General features: G+C 41.8%; 14 protein-coding genes. 13 read left to right on the top strand and 1 reads right to left on the bottom strand.

All coding sequences use genetic code 11. The features are described from left to right. The 12 genes from D9603_RS12015 (at position 1) to D9603_RS11965 (ending at position 17,197) form a co-directional block, all read left to right on the top strand. A complete protein-coding gene (locus D9603_RS12015) occupies positions 1 to 1,407 on the top strand; it encodes a mannose-1-phosphate guanylyltransferase/mannose-6-phosphate isomerase (protein ID WP_128731492.1) in 1,407 nt (468 codons plus the stop codon). Positions 1,408 to 1,522: 115 nt separating this feature from the next. After that, complete coding sequence (locus D9603_RS12010; protein WP_128731491.1) at positions 1,523 to 2,944, top strand: phosphomannomutase; 1,422 nt, start codon at positions 1,523 to 1,525, stop codon at positions 2,942 to 2,944. Further along, the gene (locus D9603_RS12005) at positions 2,941 to 4,167 is read left to right on the top strand and encodes a glycosyltransferase family 4 protein (protein WP_128731490.1); all 1,227 of its coding nucleotides are present in this window, start codon (positions 2,941 to 2,943) and stop codon (positions 4,165 to 4,167) included. The genes D9603_RS12010 and D9603_RS12005 overlap by 4 nt, the downstream gene beginning before the upstream one ends. Then, complete coding sequence (locus tag D9603_RS12000) at positions 4,160 to 4,762, top strand: sugar transferase (protein WP_128731489.1); 603 nt, start codon at positions 4,160 to 4,162, stop codon at positions 4,760 to 4,762. The genes D9603_RS12005 and D9603_RS12000 overlap by 8 nt, the downstream gene beginning before the upstream one ends. After that, on the top strand, positions 4,752 to 5,375 hold the full coding sequence (locus tag D9603_RS11995) for an acetyltransferase (protein ID WP_128731488.1): 624 nt from the start codon (positions 4,752 to 4,754) through the stop codon (positions 5,373 to 5,375). Before D9603_RS12000 ends, D9603_RS11995 begins: the two co-directional genes overlap by 11 nt. A gap of 1 nt (position 5,376) precedes the next feature. Continuing rightward, positions 5,377 to 6,552: a DegT/DnrJ/EryC1/StrS aminotransferase family protein gene (locus D9603_RS11990; protein WP_128731487.1), complete on the top strand. Its 1,176-nt coding sequence runs from the start codon at positions 5,377 to 5,379 to the stop codon at positions 6,550 to 6,552. Positions 6,553 to 6,684: 132 nt separating this feature from the next. Next, positions 6,685 to 8,646: a nucleoside-diphosphate sugar epimerase/dehydratase gene (locus D9603_RS11985; RefSeq protein WP_128731486.1), complete on the top strand. Its 1,962-nt coding sequence runs from the start codon at positions 6,685 to 6,687 to the stop codon at positions 8,644 to 8,646. Between the two features lie 497 nt (positions 8,647 to 9,143). Further along, the gene (locus D9603_RS22130) at positions 9,144 to 9,932 is read left to right on the top strand and encodes a YjbH domain-containing protein (protein WP_241651650.1); all 789 of its coding nucleotides are present in this window, start codon (positions 9,144 to 9,146) and stop codon (positions 9,930 to 9,932) included. Beyond that, positions 9,926 to 11,263 carry a YjbH domain-containing protein gene (locus tag D9603_RS22125; RefSeq protein ID WP_241651654.1) on the top strand — a complete coding sequence of 446 codons (1,338 nt, stop codon included), beginning with the start codon at positions 9,926 to 9,928 and terminating at the stop codon, positions 11,261 to 11,263. Before D9603_RS22130 ends, D9603_RS22125 begins: the two co-directional genes overlap by 7 nt. Positions 11,264 to 11,905: 642 nt before the next feature. Continuing rightward, positions 11,906 to 13,492 carry a hypothetical protein gene (locus D9603_RS11975; RefSeq protein ID WP_128731485.1) on the top strand — a complete coding sequence of 529 codons (1,587 nt, stop codon included), beginning with the start codon at positions 11,906 to 11,908 and terminating at the stop codon, positions 13,490 to 13,492. A 291-nt stretch (positions 13,493 to 13,783) separates the two neighbouring features. Further along, on the top strand, positions 13,784 to 15,388 hold the full coding sequence (locus D9603_RS11970) for a hypothetical protein (protein ID WP_128731484.1): 1,605 nt from the start codon (positions 13,784 to 13,786) through the stop codon (positions 15,386 to 15,388). A 219-nt stretch (positions 15,389 to 15,607) separates the two neighbouring features. Next, entirely contained in the window at positions 15,608 to 17,197 is a 1,590-nt protein-coding gene (locus D9603_RS11965; RefSeq protein ID WP_128731483.1) for a hypothetical protein, read from the top strand. Positions 17,198 to 17,536: 339 nt separating this feature from the next. Here the strand turns inward: D9603_RS11965 and D9603_RS11960 are convergent, their stop codons facing one another. Continuing rightward, on the bottom strand, positions 17,537 to 17,932 hold the full coding sequence (locus tag D9603_RS11960) for a VOC family protein (RefSeq protein WP_128731482.1): 396 nt from the start codon (positions 17,930 to 17,932) through the stop codon (positions 17,537 to 17,539). A 20-nt stretch (positions 17,933 to 17,952) separates the two neighbouring features. Between D9603_RS11960 and D9603_RS11955 the strand changes: the two genes are divergently transcribed. Beyond that, a complete protein-coding gene (locus tag D9603_RS11955) occupies positions 17,953 to 18,216 on the top strand; it encodes a ribbon-helix-helix domain-containing protein (protein ID WP_128731481.1) in 264 nt (87 codons plus the stop codon). Positions 18,217 to 18,226: the final 10 nt, after the last annotated feature.

Raw genomic sequence — 18,226 nt, 5'->3', positions numbered from 1 at the left:
ATGATACTTCCAATCATCATGGCAGGCGGTTCAGGCACACGTTTATGGCCATTATCACGCGGAAACTACCCAAAACAATTTTTAAAGTTGCATGGTGAAAACACGATGCTGCAAGAGACTATTTTAAGATTGAATGGTCTTGAACATGCACCAGCAATGTTAATTTGTAATGAAGAGCACCGCTTTATCGCCGCAGAGCAAGTTCGCCAAATAGGCGTAGCGCACAGTGGTATCTTTTTAGAGCCAGTGGGTCGTAACACCGCACCTGCTATTGCGTTAGCAGCTTTTAAAGCAGTTGAAAACAATCAAGATGCATTATTGCTCGTTTTAGCTGCTGACCACGTCATTGAAAACCAAGCTGCTTTCCAAGAAAGTGTAAATAAAGCAACGTTGTTGGCAGAGCAAGGTAAATTAGTGACCTTTGGTATTGTCGGCAATACGCCAGAGACGGGCTATGGCTATATCAAGCGTGGTGCTGAAGTTGAAAGCGGCTTTGTTGTTGATAGTTTTGTCGAAAAGCCGAATCTTGAGGCGGCTCATGAATATATTGCCAGTGGTTACTATTACTGGAATAGCGGCATGTTCTTATTTAAAGCTAGTCGTTATCTTGAAGAGCTAAAAGCATTTCGCCCAGATATTTATGAAGCGTGTGAAAAAGCAGTACAAATACAAAATAATGACATGGACTTTGTACGAGTAGATAAAGAAGCATTTGAAGCATGCCCAGATGAATCTGTTGATTATGCAGTAATGGAACACACACAAGACGCAGTTGTGGTTCCTATGAATGCCGGCTGGAGCGATGTAGGCGGATTTTCAGCTTTGTGGGAAGTATCGACTCAAGATGAAAATGGTAATGCTTTCATCGGCGACGTTAAATCTGTAGATACAAAAAACACTTTAGTATTTGGTGAAGACAAGCTAGTCACAACAGTGGGTGTTGAAGACTTAGTCATCGTCAATACCAAAGATGCTGTATTAGTTGCGCACAAAGATGAATCTCAAAAGGTAAAACAAATCGTTAGCCAGTTGAAAGCTGACGCGCGATCTGAAGTGAAATTCCACCGTGAAGTATATCGTCCCTGGGGTAAATATGACTCAGTAGATAACGGTGAGCGCTTCCAAGTAAAACGTATCACGGTAAAGCCAGGTGCAAAGTTATCTGTGCAAATGCACCACCACAGAGCAGAGCATTGGATTGTGGTTTCTGGTACTGCAAAAGTACAAATCGATGACACTGAGCAGTTCGTGACTGAAAATGAGTCAGTATACATTCCTATTACCGCAGTTCATGCACTAGAAAACCCTGGTAAAGTAGATTTAGAACTTATTGAAGTGCAGTCAGGTCCCTACTTAGGCGAAGATGATATTGTACGTTTTGAAGACCGCTATGGTCGAGTGAAGTAAACTAAAAAGTGGGTATCACGGTTAGATGTCATTTGACATGCAGTTAGTGTATTTTATTAGTTGAAATTGTACTCGCTTGTAAGTTTATATAAAGATTAAATTAGATAGGTTTTTTATGGATAGCCCGTTAGTTTGCTCAGAAGTTATTGCTCATAGCGGTATTGCTTTTGGTACAAGTGGTGCTCGTGGACTTGTTAAAGATTTTACCACAGATGTGAATGCGGCATTTGCGATAGCCTTTATCTCAGCAATTAAAGGTGAATTTAAGTTTGATACTGTGGCGATTGCGATAGATAATCGGCCAAGTAGTTATGTAATTGCGCAGGCTTGTGCTGCTGCCCTAAATCAACGTGATATAGGTGTTGTGTATTATGGAGTGATTCCAACTCCAGCACTTGCCCATAAAGCAATGCAAGATGATATGCCAGCAATTATGGTAACTGGTAGCCATATCCCATTTGACCGCAATGGGCTAAAGTTTTATCGTCCCGATGGTGAAATTACAAAGGCTGATGAACAAGCTATTTTGGCTAATACGGCAGAGCTAAGCACGATTAATCATTTACCTGAACTTATAGTAAGTAAGGACGCTGAAGAGGCTTATATAAATCGTTATGCGACCTTATTTAGCGAAGACTCTCTAGCACACAAAAGGATAGGTATATATGAGCATTCGAGTGCTGGTCGTGATATCTATAAATCACTATTTCAGCGGTTAGGTGCAGAAGTAACAAGTCTTGGCCGTAGCGACGAATTTGTTCCTATAGATACTGAAGCAGTGTCGGATGCGGATCAGCAAAAAGCATTCAATTGGTCAAACGAATATAAGTTTGATGCTATTTTTTCAACTGATGGAGACGGAGACCGCCCATTAATTGCAGATGAAAATGGCAACTGGTTGCGTGGTGATATATTGGGGTTGCTATGTAGTCAATTACTAAGCATTGACGCTTTAGCAGTGCCTGTTAGCTGTAATACTGCAATTGAACAGTCAAATAGTTTTAAAAATGTAGTTCGAACAAAGATCGGATCACCTTATGTAATAGCTAAGTTTGCGAACCTAAAAAATGACTATCAAAATGTAGCTGGTTTTGAAGCTAATGGAGGATATTTATTGGGTTCTGATGTTAGTTTAAATGGAAAAATAATCAAAGCATTACCTACTCGTGATGCACTTCTACCTGCGCTTATGTTGCTAACACAGAACCAGCCAATATCATCCCAAATTAAGAAATTACCACAACGATTTACAGCAAGTGACCGCTTGCAAAACTTTGCTAAAGAAAAAAGTGTAGAATTAATTGAAGAACTTAATAAAGATGCTAGCAACTTCATTGCTCAGCTTGGTTATGAACTTGAATATGAAGTAAATACAATCGATGGTGTAAGAATTACAATTGAAAATGGTGATGTTGTGCATTTGAGGCCTTCTGGTAATGCACCTGAATTAAGGTGTTATTCAGAAACTGAGTCTGAGTTAAAAAGTTTAGTTTTAGTACATGATTTGTTGCAACTGGTTAGTGGGAGGTGGGAGTGAAAATTATTTATCTACACCAGTACTTCGCTACACCAGAGTCGAATGCGGGAACTCGCTCATATGAAATGGCGAAGCGGCTAGTTAAAAGTGGCCACAATGTTACATTTGTAACAAGCTCGGCATACTTTTCTGAAAATTATAATTTGAAAAATGGCTGGAACTTTGTTGAAATTCATGGGATTAAGCTACACGTGCTACATCTTGACTACTCAAACAAAGATAGCTTTATTAAGCGTATTTTCAAATTTATCAGCTTCTCAATTAAATCAACGTCAAAGTCACTTTCGATCAAAGCTGATGTAGTTTATGCGACCAGTACACCATTAACAATTGCAATTCCTAGCTTGATTTACTCTAAGCGAAAAAAAGTCCCTCTCGTTTTTGAGGTTCGTGATCTTTGGCCTGAGTTACCAGTCGCAACAGGTGTGATTAAAAATAAACTTGTTATTAGGTTTGCAACTTGGTTAGAAAAATACACTTATAAAAATTCCAAACGCCTTATTGGCTTATCGCCGGGAATGTGTGATGGTATTACAAGACATGGTATTCCCGTTGAGCATGTTACTTTAGCGACTAATAGCTGCGACACTGGTTTATTTGATGTGGATAAAAGTGTTGGTCGTAATTACTTAGACACTAAACTCGATTTTGTGCGTGGCCGCAAGTTAATTACCTACACAGGCACCTTTGGTTTAATTAATAAGGTGGGTTATATTGTGGAACTTGCAAAAGCAGCACAAAAGCTCGATGCTAATTTATGTTTTGTGGCTATTGGTGATGGTATGGAAAAGCAGCAAGTGATTGCCGATGCTAAGAAAGCAGGGGTTTTAAATAATAACCTTTATATACTACCACCAGTTCCTAAAACCGAGATCGTTGAGCTGCTATCTGCTGCTGACTTATCGTTATCTTTATTTGGACCTGTGAAAGAAATGTGGCATAACTCGGCAAATAAATTGTTTGATGCGTTAGCATCACAAACTCCAATTGCAATTAATTACGGGGGTTGGCAACAAGAATTCATTAATGAGTATAATTGTGGTTTAGTATTGGATGTTGATGACTATGAGAAAGCATCTAAAAGTATTTCGTGCTTTTTAAACGATGAAAGTAAGTACGCTAAAGCCATTGAAAGTTGTAAATTGCTCTCATATGAGCATTTTTCAAGGGATATAATGGCCGAACGGGTAGAGAAAACACTTTTGGATGCTGTCAATGTTTAAGCGTACTTTTGATTTTTTTGTTAGTCTCTGTGCAATATTCACAGTGTTACCTGTAATTGTTGTTGTAGCTGTACTGATTCGTTTTAAACTGGGCTCGCCTATTTTATTTACTCAAGAACGACCCGGCTTGAATGGTAAGGTGTTTGAGATGATGAAGTTCAGAACCATGCTCGATGCTAAAGATAAGCAGGGGAACTTATTGCCAGATGACCAGCGTATGACCAAGTTTGGTGGTTTTTTACGTTCAACTAGCTTAGACGAGCTACCTGGATTGCTAAATGTGATTAAAGGGGATATGAGCTTAGTTGGACCTAGACCTTTACTCGTTCAGTACTTACCTCTTTATAATCTTGAGCAAGCGCGTCGCCATAATGTCCGTCCTGGGATTACTGGTTGGGCACAAGTGAATGGCCGCAATGCAATTAGCTGGGAAGAAAAATTTAAGCTTGATGTTTGGTATGTTGAAAACCAAAGCTTTTTACTCGATATAAAAATACTCTTTTTGACTGTAAAAAAAGTCTTTGTACGCGAAGGAATAAGTGGTGATGGACACGTGACTATGGAGCCGTTCAAAGGAAATCAAAATGATGGCTAAACTGGCTATTTTAGGGGCAAGTGGTCACGGAAAAGTAATAGCGGAAATCGCTGAATTAAATGCTTATCACGTCGAGTTCTTTGATGATACATTTGGAGTTAAGAGCAAGCTTGAGCACTGGTCTGTAGTTGGAGATTCGGAAGCGTTAGCTCAAAGACTCGATAATTACGAAGGCGTAATAGTTGCTATTGGTAATAATCAAATTAGAAAAGAGAAGCTGGAGAAACTGTTAGCTCTTGGAGCTAAAACGCCTGCATTGCTCCACCCGAGTGCTACGGTAAGTAAATTAGCTAGCCTTGGTGAAGGTACAGTTGTTATGGCTGGTGCAGTGATCAACGCTTTTGCTCAAGTCGGTCGGGGCTCTATCATCAACACGAATGCGACAGTTGAGCACGACTGTTTTATACAGGACTATGTTCACATAAGCCCAAGTTCAGCCATTGCTGGCGGCTGTAAAATTGCCAGTGGAGCGTGGGTAGGTATTGGGAGCTCTTTTAAACAGTTGATTGAAGTTGGAGAACTAGCGATTATTGGTGCCGGTTCTGTTGTTGTACAAAATATTCCAGCAGGTGTTACAGCATATGGTAACCCTGCTAAAGTTGTGAAGGATTAAGATGTTAAATTCCCCGTTTTCCCCTTGGCCTAGCTTTACTCAGCAAGAAGCAGACGCAGTAAGTAAAGTTGTACTTTCTAACAAAGTGAATTACTGGACAGGTACAAAAGGGCGTGAATTTGAAAAAGAGTTTGCAGCTTGGACTGGCGCGGAATACGCGATTGCACTTGGTAATGGCACATTAGCGTTAGATGTTGCGTTGAAAGCATTGAATGTTGGCGAAGGAGACGAGGTTATTACTACTCCTCGTACTTTCTTAGCTTCTGCAAGTAGTATTGTTACAGTTGGGGCGGCTCCTGTATTTGCCGACGTTGACTTAAATAGCCAAGCTATTACTGCTGAGTCTATTAAAGCGGTTTTAACGCCACAAACAAAAGCCGTTATTGTGGTGCATTTAGCTGGGATGCCTGCTGAAATGGATGCAATTATGGCCCTCAGTAAAGAGTATGGCTTCTATGTTATAGAAGACTGTGCTCAGGCACATGGTGCTAAGTATAAGGGGCGTTCGGTTGGTACTATAGGCCATATAGGTGCTTGGTCATTTTGCCAAGATAAAATAATGACCACTGGTGGTGAAGGTGGAATGGTTACTACAAACTCCAAAGACCTATGGTCAAAAATGTGGAGTTATAAAGACCACGGCAAAAGCTTTGATGCCATTTACAATCGTGAACACCCTCCGGGATTTCGCTGGTTGCATGAGAGCTTTGGTACCAATTGGCGAATGACAGAAATGCAAGCTGCGATCGGGCGTATCCAGCTTACTCGTATGTCAGACTGGACTGCTAAAAGGCAAAGCAATGCCCAGGCGATAGATCAAGTTGCAAAAGCATTCAATGTCGTACGTACAGTGAACGTGCCGGATTATATTGAGCATGCAGAGTATAAACATTATTTGTTTGTAAACTCTGCGGAGCTAGAGGTAGGCTGGACAAGAGATCGCATAGTCGACGAAATCAACACACTTGGCGTGCCTTGTTTTCAAGGTAGTTGCTCAGAAGTTTACTTAGAAAAAGCCTTTGATAATACGCCATGGCGGCCAAAAAAGCGTTTAACGAATGCGGTAGAATTGGGTGAAACATCTTTGATGTTTTTGGTACATCCTACACTTACAACTGAAGAAATTAACAAAACTTGCGCTGCTATTGAAGGGGTGCTCAAAAAAGCATCAAAATAAATAGTGAAGAGTACAATTATACTCTTCATGTTTCCTCCAAACATGTTTGCTATTTTTGTGTATACCGTAATGTGTACTATGCTTTAGTTTGCCTGCGGTTTTAGTTCGGATTTGAATAAAAAAGGGAACACAATGGATAGTTGGTTTCGCGCCTTATTAGGTGCTTCTCGTAGCCAAAAGCGACTGCTCACCCTCGTATTAGATTCTTTATTTATTATTACAGCATTTTGGTTAGCGCTTATCGTTAGGTTAGATAGCTTGGCTCCACTTGCTAACTATAAGAATTGGCTAGTACTTGGTATATTACTACCAGCTAGTTTAGTTATTTTTGTAAAACTTGGTTTGTACCGCGCTGTACTTCGTTATGTCGGAGCAAATGCTGTGGGCGCTGTGGTACTTGGCACACTCATTAGTACTGTGGTGCTTGTACTTTCCTCATTTTTTACTCATACTGCCCTTCCTCGTACTATGCCATTTATTTACGCGTGGCTAATGATCTTATCTGTTGGTGGCTCGCGTATTTTAGTGCGAGCGATCATCTGGAGGCTTACTTCATTTACTAAAACTCCAGTGGTTATTTATGGAGCAGGTGATGCTGGTAGGCAGTTAGCTACAGCGCTCGCAACTGGGCCGGACTATTATGTTACTGCGTATCTAGATGACGATAAGAGTAAACATAACGCTATTATTCAAGGGATCCCCGTAGTCGCTTTTGATGAAATTTATAACTTAATTGACAAAAAGCGGGTGGATAAAGTATTGCTCGCTTTGCCGAGCGTACCTCGCTCTCGTCGAAAAGAAATTTTAACTAAGCTGGAAAAGTTACCACTGGAAGTGATGACGGTGCCTGGTATGGCGGATGTTATTGATGGCAAAGCCCAGTTAAGTGAAATTAAAGAAGTTGAAATTGAAGACTTACTCGGGCGTGACCCTGTGGTACCAAAAACAGATTTAATGGCTGCCAATATCAAAAATAAAGTCATTATGGTAACAGGAGCTGGTGGCTCTATCGGCTCTGAGCTATGTAGGCAAATTGTCTTAAACGAACCAAAAAAGTTAGTGCTATTTGAGGTATCGGAGTTTGGCCTATATAACATTGAAAAAGAATTAGCCCAATTAGCATTAGATAAAGGGATTACTGTTGAAATTGTCCCGGTGATAGGCTCGGTGCAACGAATTAACCGCATTGAAACCTGCATGAAGGCGTTTGGTATTCAAACCGTATATCACGCAGCCGCTTATAAACACGTACCATTGGTAGAGCAAAATGTAGTAGAAGGGGTACGTAATAACGTTTTTGGCACATACTACACGGCAAAGGCTGCAATAAATGCCGAGGTCGAGACTTTTGTTCTAATCTCTACAGATAAAGCTGTACGCCCAACTAACGTAATGGGGGCTACAAAAAGGATGGCAGAGCTTGTGTTGCAAGCACTTGCCGAGAGCAAAGTAACTGCTAAACATACACGATTCTGTATGGTGCGTTTTGGTAATGTGCTTGGCTCTAGTGGCTCTGTAGTACCTTTGTTTCGCAAACAAATCAAAGAGGGTGGCCCTATTACCCTGACTCATCAAGACATTACACGTTTTTTTATGACCATCCCAGAGGCCGCTCAGTTAGTTATTCAAGCGGGAGCCATGGGTAAAGGTGGTGATGTGTTTGTATTAGATATGGGGGAGTCGGTTAAAATTAAAGACTTAGCGACAAAAATGGTTCACCTATCAGGATTGGAAGTTAAGTCAGAGTCGAACCCCCACGGTGATATTGAAATTCAATGTACCGGTTTACGACCCGGTGAAAAGTTGTATGAAGAGCTTTTGATTGGTGACAATGTTGAGAATACTTCACACCCAAGAATCATGACTGCTAATGAGGTCAAATTGCCACTTATTGAGTTAGAGTCGTTAATGAAAGCGATGGATGATGCTTGTCATAACTTTGATCATAAGCTTATCCGTAAGTTGATGCTAGAAGCGCCTACGGGCTTTAATCCTACAGATGGTATTTGTGACTTAGTTTGGAATGAAAAGCGTCAAGTGCTTCCTACTCAAGACGAAGCAGAGCGAAAAGTTGTTAATCTCAGAAACCCGTAGTGGTTTGGCTGAGAGCTGCTTTGAGTGGTTGGGCTTAATAACTACCGTGGAGTGAGCTTCTTCCCACATGGGTTGCTTAATGATGGCAAATAAAGTGAATGAAACGGTTTTTTATTCTAGTTGTTTGGAACTAAACCTTTCGCGGGATAATGGTAGGAGCCGCTTTACGCGGCGAGAAATTAGGAGCTCGCGAGGTAAACTCGCTCCTACGGAGTGCTCCTCAGTTAAAGTGCTCATGGGGGAAGCTGTAATGACAAGAGGGAGCTATTGAAAATAAGCAATAGTAGATACTCGGCTCATTAGTTGCTCTTCTAGAGCAAAGTTATATCGGGTTGTGCGCGCGGCAGTAGGCAGAACCTCTAACAGTGGACTTGGGTTTTTTTACAGTTCACTGTACGATAGCTGAATAAACTTAAGAGTTAGGGCAAGGAGTCCTCGTGAGCCTGCTCTACTTCATCTAATGTCAAGAATACAAAACTATAAATCGGTCTGCGCACATGTCAAAAATAAATACGATAATTGCAAGTAGCTTTGTGCTTGCTTGTATGCCTGTCTTAGCTGACACCCAAATAAATAATTACACTGCATTTGCAGGTTATACTGGGTTATTAAACACACCTACCGCTGAAGTACTCAAAAAAGGCAGTATTGATATTGGTTATAATAATAATCTCGATCTAAATGGAGTGAGGTATGAAGATGGTCATAACTATATATTCTCAGCTGGATTATTCGATGGGCTAGAGGTAAGTGGTCAAATAGCAGCAAGCTCGATGCACGATAATATGTTTAAATCAGAGGTGAAGGCTGAAGGGCAAACGCGAGATCTCTCCTTTAATTTAAAATACCAAATTCCTTTTATTCCCAAAGAGTGGTTTAACCTTGCTATCGGCGGTAAAGACTTAGGTGGTGCTGCAAATAACTACGAAACTTATTACCTAGCTGGTTCTCGTGAATGGAACGATTTTAGATTTTCTGCGGGTTTTGCAGTAAGCGACCGTGCTACAGGGCAAATGGATGGTGCTTTTGCAGGGATTGAATGGCAACCACTAGACTGGTTTGCATTACAGCTTGAACACGATGCAGATGCTGTGAATGCAGGCTTACGGTTAACAGTACCTAAAAAGTGGATTTACGATGTAGGTACGCTTACGTTAACTAGCAAGTTCTACAGTAATACCGATCATGCTGAAAAGGACACCTTTTGGGGAGTTAACTTCTCTATGCCATTATTTAAGCAGGCTCAGTTGAATGACCCCGCTGAAGCGCGCCTGCGCCTATTTTAAATAACCATAAAAAACGAGAAGCTGCATTTAAAGCTCATTATCAACAGCAACGAGAATTAGCTCAAAAGCCGCTAGAACAAGCTAAACAAGAAGTAACTGAGCGAGATGAGTTTAGAAAGTCCCTCACATTACAAACTCGTGAGCTTAAAAATGCCCTAATTGATGATGGCCTTGAGGCTATTAGCGTTGGCTTCAATCGTGACCCACATATTGTGGTAAGTTTTGAGAACTATGTGTTTAATCGCAATGATATAGACGCCATAGGTTTGGTACTTGGTCGAATTGCAGAGCACATTGATGAACCAAATGCCAAATATACTATTCAGTTGCTAAACCGCGGTATTCCAATGCTCTCAGTGCGTGGTGATATAGACAATTACCGTGAGTTTATTAATACCAGCAGCACGCCAGATATGGATATTCGCCGCGGAGAAATGGATCCAATCGGCAGTGTATCTTGGGTGGGTATGCCTAAGGCCAATAGCCCTTACTTTAGGCCTCGGGTAACAGTTGGGCCTTCACTAGATTCACATTTTGCGACTGAAATAGGTGTTTACGACTTTTCACTCGCAATTAAAGCCGATGTAGATGTACCGATGTGGTATGGCGGTGGTATTAGCGTTAGCGCTGAAACGGAAGTTGCTAAAACAGATGACTATGAGGCCGGTAAACCATTTGGCCGCTTTGCAAAAGACAGTGGTGTTACCCAAGCAACAATCTATCAAACGCTAGATTTACCTTACGGTATTTATAACCAAACCCATATTGGCTTCTTTAAAGAGTTTAACGATTACACAGGCATCAAGAATGAGACCGCTTGGCTAAGTGAAAATGGTCGTCACCAAATTAATGCAGAAATTGGGTATTTAGAATATGACGACTTTGATTTAGACAGGGATTATCAAACCTTGTCATATCGTTATAACTGGGTCGAGCAGGATGTGAGCTTTCATGCCACCGCTGGGCGGTTCTTTTATGAAGATAGCGGCGTAAAACTTGAAACGCGCTTTTGGTTTGGTGACAGCTATATTTCTGTATTTGCACAAGATACTGATGTCCAAGTAGCTGGTATCGCATTTAGTATTCCACTTACTCCACGCAAAGATATGGCACCTATCCGATATGGCCAAATTAAAGGCAATGAAGCGTGGCGTCATGAGGTAAGTACGCGTATTGGTGAATCGACTAATGCCTTAGTTGTTGGTCGTGCTCATACAGTTAAAACCCCTGTAAATTTAGACAAAACATTCCTTAATCAAGGGCGCTTATCAAGCAGTTATATTTATAGTAACTTGGCAAGGTTGAGAGAAGCGTATTTAACTTACAGGTAATACATAAAGGCGCGGGGCAAACCCGCGCTTTTGAGTTTTACACTGATAAATCAGACGTTATTTTTATCGCGGGGAAACCTGTCCCGATCAAAGTGGCCATATTGTGGGAGCGAGTTTACCTCGCGATGTTATTGATTTAGCACCACATCTTACAATTCAGTTAGCTATCAGCACTGGGAATTTCCTCAACCATTAACAATGATATAAGAAATCAAAAAATGATAGATACCAGCTAAAAAGATGGGCTTGGTGTGTCTGTGGTCTTCACTGCTGTATATTTGTACTTTACCATCGCTACTTTGTTAATTAATAAGTATTAAGTAAGCGTGTTTTTACCACATATTTGACTTTGTTCATTGTTTATTTAATATGCCACAGGTATCCTACTTTCAACTGATCACAGGCGGTTGGAACTACCGCTTTTCTGTGATAAATTAAGGCTGCTAACTTCGACTATCTGGTTGTTTTATCTCGAATAGGTAAAGTAGCTAAGTTGGCTTTAGTCAGGGAGCGACTTAGTCCCTGTCTGTCTTAATTAAAATGATTTAAAAACTTAAGCTCATATTGTCCACAATATGGCTTTTTTTATGAGTTAACGCGTCATCAAAGCGAAAGTTAACAAAAGGAAAACAAGGACTAATCATGATTACAAATAAAAAATCTCTACTAGCGCTCTCTGTAGCGTCTGCACTAACGCTTTCAGGCTGTTTTAGTGATGACGATAACAACGTTACCATTCCGCCAACAGAACCTACTGATCCAGTAGTTGTTGCTCCGGAAGCACCAGCAGCACTTCCTCTTGTTATATCTGCAAGCGTTGTTGATCAAGAAACTACTAATGTATTACCAGCAACGATAAAGTTTTTTGAAAATGGTGAGCCTTCACAAAATATCGTTGATGTAAACGGCGAAGTAATAACAGAAGTAACAGTAGAAGATGGTACAGTTGTCTTTGCAAAAAAAGAAGGTGCTGATATTTCAGAAATTACAGCTATCGTCACTGCAGATAACTACCTTGGTAAAAGCTTTATATTAGGTCTAAACGCGTCAGAAGGCGTTACTGCTGTCAATACACAGTTAGCGCTGGTTTCTTTAAACGGTACTGGTATTGTTGCTGATGTAGAGACGGCCACAATCGAAGGCGGTACAACAGCTGAGCCTATCAGTGCAGGTAAAGCGTCTGGTAAAGCTGCTGCGGGCGCACAAATTAAAGCTGGTACTCAATTGCTTAATGCTGCAGGTGAGCCAGTATCTGGTGAAGTTTCACTAAACGTTGCAGGTGCTGATGCATCATCTAGTGCAGCAGCTTCCATTATCCCTGAAGGGCTAAATGGTATGGGTGGTGACTCAGTTTCAGTACCTGCTGGCATTGCAACTGTCATTATGAATGATGCCAACGGTAACAAAGTAAAGAGCTTTGGTGGTGATAGTATTACTGTATCTATGTCCGTCCCTGCTTCAACCATGCTAAACGGCGAAAAGATAAAAACTGGTGATACAATGCCATACTCTTCATATAACGAAGATACAGGCGTGTGGACTGAAGAAGACAGCCTAGTAACTATTGGTGCTTATAATGCTGAAACTGATATGTTTGCAGCTACACTTGAGACTAAGCACCTTTCCTCATTTGTACCAGTGTCTAGAGTTGCTCCATGTACATCGGCAGCCACAGTAAACTTTACCGGTGAAGCTGTACCTGCTTCAGGTCTGTACGTTCGCTTTGTCTCAAACTCAATTAATCTGACTCGCGCTCTTGCTGGTGGTTCAACATCACTAGAGTTAGCAACGGCTGAAACAGCTGCAAACCTTGGTATTACTGAAAATACGACGGTAGAAGTTCTGGTATCTGATATCAATGGCACTTCTTGGGGAAGTGCTGCAAACGCATCACTGTGTGGTACAGTTGATATTGAGCTTGCGAATACGAACCCAACAGTAGATGAAACGTTCTCACTAACCGCTGCATGTACAAATGATGAGACGCAGACCATTGATATGTCTGCTGCTTTGGTTACTTACGGACAACCTAATAGAGCTCGTTTGGTTGCATCTAGCACAGGTAATGGCCAATTTTCTTTGACGAACTTAGTTGAAGGGAATTCTTATAGCGTACAAGTAGACCCTCGTATTGAAGGTGCATCACCTCAGTCTTTCGAAATTACAGCAGATAGTAACGGTGAGTCTGGTAACATTCCTGTTACTTGTGAAGAAGTTACAGGTGCATAAGCATTTATCGTTATTGTGAGCCGTCTTAAAATAAGTTGACGGTTTGTCAAGGCCAATGATTTTATCATTGGCCTTTTTCATGGTGTATTCGTATGGACTATTGTATTTTGTCCACCCATATAAGCTGCCCAGCCCAACTACCTTAACCCTTTTAGTTCTTATGTTTCTACAATAAAATTATTTTACCTCCAGCCTAGACAATCCTTGAAGCTTTTCTATATTTAAATCTCAACATATCAAAATGCGCCACCACGCCAATGGGCGCTTGCTAAAAGGGAACAAGGATCCATCATGATTTCGAACAAAAAATCTTTACTCGCTTTATCTGTAGCGTCAGCTTTAACACTGTCAGGTTGTTTTAGTGATGATGATGACAACAAGGTTGTGGTGGTACCACCAACAGAACCAACAGATCCCGTTGTGGTTGCACCTGAGCTGCCCGATGCACTAGCTTTGGTTGTGAGCGCAAATATCGTAGATGCAGCAACGCAAAGGGTGGTCGACGCTGATGTTCGATTCTTGGAAAACGGTGTCGCATCTCAAAATATCGTTGATGTTGATGGTAATGCCATCTCCATGATTGAGGGGACTGGTGGAAGCTTTGCATTTACAAAAAAAGAGGATGCAACACTAACAGAGGTAACGGTGAGTATAACCGCTGACGGTTATATCGGTAAAAGTTTTGTGGTTAACTTAACGGCACAAGAAGGGCAAACGGTGCTGCCCGTGCAGTTGGCGATCACCTCCAAAAATGCTGAGGGTGTATCAGATACTGTGGTTCCTGCAACGATAGGAGATGATGGTTCGTCTTCTGAAGCGATTGTAGCGCAAACTTCAGGTAAAGCGGCCGTTGGGGCTAACATACCCGCAGGGGTTATTCTGCGAGATGCGTCAGGCAACCCTGTCACTGGCCAAGTTTCGGTTAATGTCAGTGGCGCAGACGCTTCAACCAGTGCAGTCACTGCTATTTTACCTGAAGGACTGAATGCAGGCGGCGCTGCTAATATCGAGCAAGCAGTTGGGGTGGCAAACGTGTTAGTGAATAGCGCGTCAGGTAGCAAAGTTAAGCAGTTTTCAAACCCAATCACAGTAACGACTTCTATCCCAGCAACAACAACGGTGAACGGTGTACCAATCAAAACTGGCGATACATTGAGCCTTAAGTCTCACAATGAAGATACCGGTGTATGGACTGCTGAGTCTACTCAAGCTACGGTTGGGAGCTTTAATGCGGAGACCAATACCTATACTGGGTCTTTTCAAACTGACCATCTAACGTTTTTTGCCATAACGCGTTCAACGCCAGCTTGTACCAATGATATGGTGGTTAATTTTACTGGAGCAGCCGTGCCTTCTGCGGGCCTTTTGGTAACAGAAACCTCATCTGATGCAAGCGCAAGTGGTTACGCGCCTGGGGGCTCAAGCTCTTTGAGAATATTAAGTGGTGCGCTTGCGACTCGTTATGGCGTTTCTGCTGAGGCAACGGCTCGAGTCAGGGTATTCGACTTCTCTAATAACATTTGGTTTGACTCGGTAAGTGAAGTCCCAGTGTGTGGAACGGTGCAGGCTGAGCTTGTTGAACCTGTAACCTATGTTGCTGAAACCTTCAGTCTAACAGCTACGTGTAGTAACGATGCTACTGTGTCTGTACCACTCACAGCTTCAGTTGTACGTTACTCTCTACCTGGTTTTTCTGCTAAAACAGCTGTAAATTTAGGTGCCGGCTCTTATCAGTTTTCTGACATGGTTGAAGGTTCAACATACAACGTGAGCATTAACCCTCGCGTCAATGATACCAATGGCCCCGTCGCTGCTCAAACTACGACTATAACTGCAGGAGGTGCAGCAGAGTCATTGAATATCACAATATCTTGCTCTGAGGTAACAGGAGCCTAATATTTTATAAAACAAAGCAGTAGAGCTGGCATTTAGATCAGCTCTACTAAAAATTTCTTCCACAAGCTGCACCAGTTTGGAAGTAACGGGTGATCAGCGCCATAAAAATCTCATTCCAAAGCTGGAGAAATTTAAAACCTCTTCTATAGTTTTTATTTGATATTAAAAAATGCGCTACTGCGCACTCGTGCGCTTTAAAAATCGGAACAAGGATTAATCATGATTTCAAATAAAAAGTCTGTACTGGCCTTATCAGTGGCTTCAGCACTTGTGCTTTCTGGTTGTTTTAGTGATGACGACGATAATGTTGTTGTGCCGCCGCCTGAACCAACGGATCCTGTAGTGGTTCCACCAGAAAGTTCAGATCCACTCGCTCTAGTGATCAGTGCGAGCGTTGTGGATAGAACGTCAAATGATATTGTGCCAAGCACAATCCGCTTCCTAGAAAGTGGAGCGGTATCAAGCAATATTGTAGACGTAGATGGTAATGCGATAACATCACTGAGTGATGAGGAAGGTGCTTTCATATTCACCAAAAAAGAGGGCGCCGAATTGAGTGAGGTGACCATTCGGGTAAGTGCTGAAGGTTACTTTAGTAAAGACTTTACAGTAGCGCTTGAGACATCAGGGGACAGCACCGCTGTCAATACTCTGCTTCCTATCGTGGCCAAAACTGGTGATGATGTGTCTGACACTACTGTTGAAGCGTCAGTAGGTACTGATGGTACAACCACCAGTGAAATTGTTGCTGAAACAACGGGTAAAGCTGGAGCTAGTGCAAAAATCCCTTCAGGTGTTGTATTACAGGATGCGGATGGTACTGCTATCTCTGGCGCTGTTTCACTTAACGTGAGTGGTGCAGACTCAAATAGCTCAGCAGCAGCCTTAGTTTTACCTGCTGGCTTGAATACTGGTAACGACTCTGGCAACGTACTTCAATCTATTGGAGTATCAAATGTTGTAATGACAGCTGCAAACGGTAAAAAAGTTAAAAAATTCTCAAGCCCAATCACCGTTTCAATGTCCATACCAGCTGGAAAAAAAGTCAATGGTGTAGAGGTTAAAACTGGTGATATGCTAAACCTCAGATCGCACAATGAGGACACTGGCGTATGGTCTGCTGAAGAACAAATGGTCACCGTTGGCGCGTTAAATGAGGCCACAAACACCTACAACGGTACCTTTCAAACGGATCACTTAACTTTCTTCGCTGTTACAAGAAATGAACCTCGCTGTGATGCTGGCGTGATAATCAATACATCCGGTGCATTAGTGCCAAGCTCAGGGTTACTTGTGACTTTGCAGTCTTCAGATATGGGCGAGTTGTTTGGGATTACACAAGATGGTAACACCACATTGTTGACCGGACCTCAATCATCACGAGTTAATGTATCGTCGACTGCAACTGCAAGTATTAGAGTGTTTGACTTTTCTGGTAACACTTGGTTTCAATCAAATGGTGAAATCCCTGTTTGTGGCACTTTTGATACACCGCTGACTAACCCTGTTACACTAGTGAGTGAAAACGTCTCTATAACAGCGACTTGTACAAACGATAGTACCGTATCTACACCAGTACCTGCTGCCGTTGTGAGGTATGCTCGGGGTAATAGCTCAAGACGAGTGGCTACAAATGGTGGCAGCGGCACCTACACTTTAAGTGACATGGTTCAAGGGCAAACCTATACCGTGTCAGTTAAGCCAAGAATAGCTAATGCGACAGGCCCTGTAACTGCAACAATTACAGCGGACGGTACAGCTGAAACAATTAATGTGCCGGTGACTTGCTCAGTAGTGACAGGTGCATAGAAAATAATGATTAGTCCAATCATCTAAGCCGCGGAGACGCGGCTTTTTTCTGGGTAACCTTTAACCATACCTTCAGAGTGGCATTAATTCGGACTGCAAAAAGTTTTGTATAATCAGAGGCTACCCTATATCAAGAAATTGCGCCTACCCAAGGAGTTGCGCTGGAGTGTGAGTTAGTCGAGCCTAAAAAAACTGAAATCTTGCAAGAGTAAGCATAAAAGCTGCGTTATACCTAATTCTTTGCTGAAAAGTATAATGTCAGGCGTGTGTAATACACGATAAACTCACTCGATCCCTAACGCAGCTTCAGGTTATCTCGCTTTTATCCTAAATCTCAGATCAGCGATATACATCGCTTTTCTCAATAACTTCAATCTCATACCCATCAGGATCGGTGATAAAAAAGAACTTGGCAACTAGCACATCTTGATTGTAAAAATCTTTAATTGCCTTTGGCCGGTAACCAAGCGCCTGGGCTTGCTCAAAGGTAGACTCTAGTTCATCTACAACAAAAGCAAGGTGCCCGTAGCCATTTCCATGAATGTATTCTGACTGCATGTCATGGTTCCAAGTCAACTCTAGCTCAAACGAGGTTTGCCCATTACCCAGATAAATAAGAGAAAAGTTGCTAAAATCTATACGTCGTTTTACAGTCAATGCAAATACGTCGTGATAAAATCTAATTGACTGATCAGCATCTTTTACTCTGATCATGGTATGTATCATTTTTGCCATTTGTAACCTTTGGAATGTTTATGTGTGAGCTATACGCTTCAACGGCACCGCATCGATATGAAGTTGATCGGCGCTCTATTCGTATTCAAGGCGTGGTAACAAGCCTTGCGTTAGAAAACGAAATTTGGTCTGTGTTAGAAATTATCGCAAAACAGGAGCAACTATCACTCGCTGAGTTTATATCTACACTGTATCAAGAGGTGATAGAACGTCATGGTGAGATTAACAATCTTGCTTCTATGTTACGGGTCACTTGCTTAACTTATACCAACTTGCTTAATTAAGTGGTCTATT

It is taken from the genome of Pseudoalteromonas sp. PS5 (assembly GCF_004103255.1).
Classification (GTDB): Bacteria; Pseudomonadota; Gammaproteobacteria; order Enterobacterales; family Alteromonadaceae; genus Pseudoalteromonas; species Pseudoalteromonas peptidolytica.
This window is presented reverse-complemented; position numbering and strand designations above follow the sequence as displayed.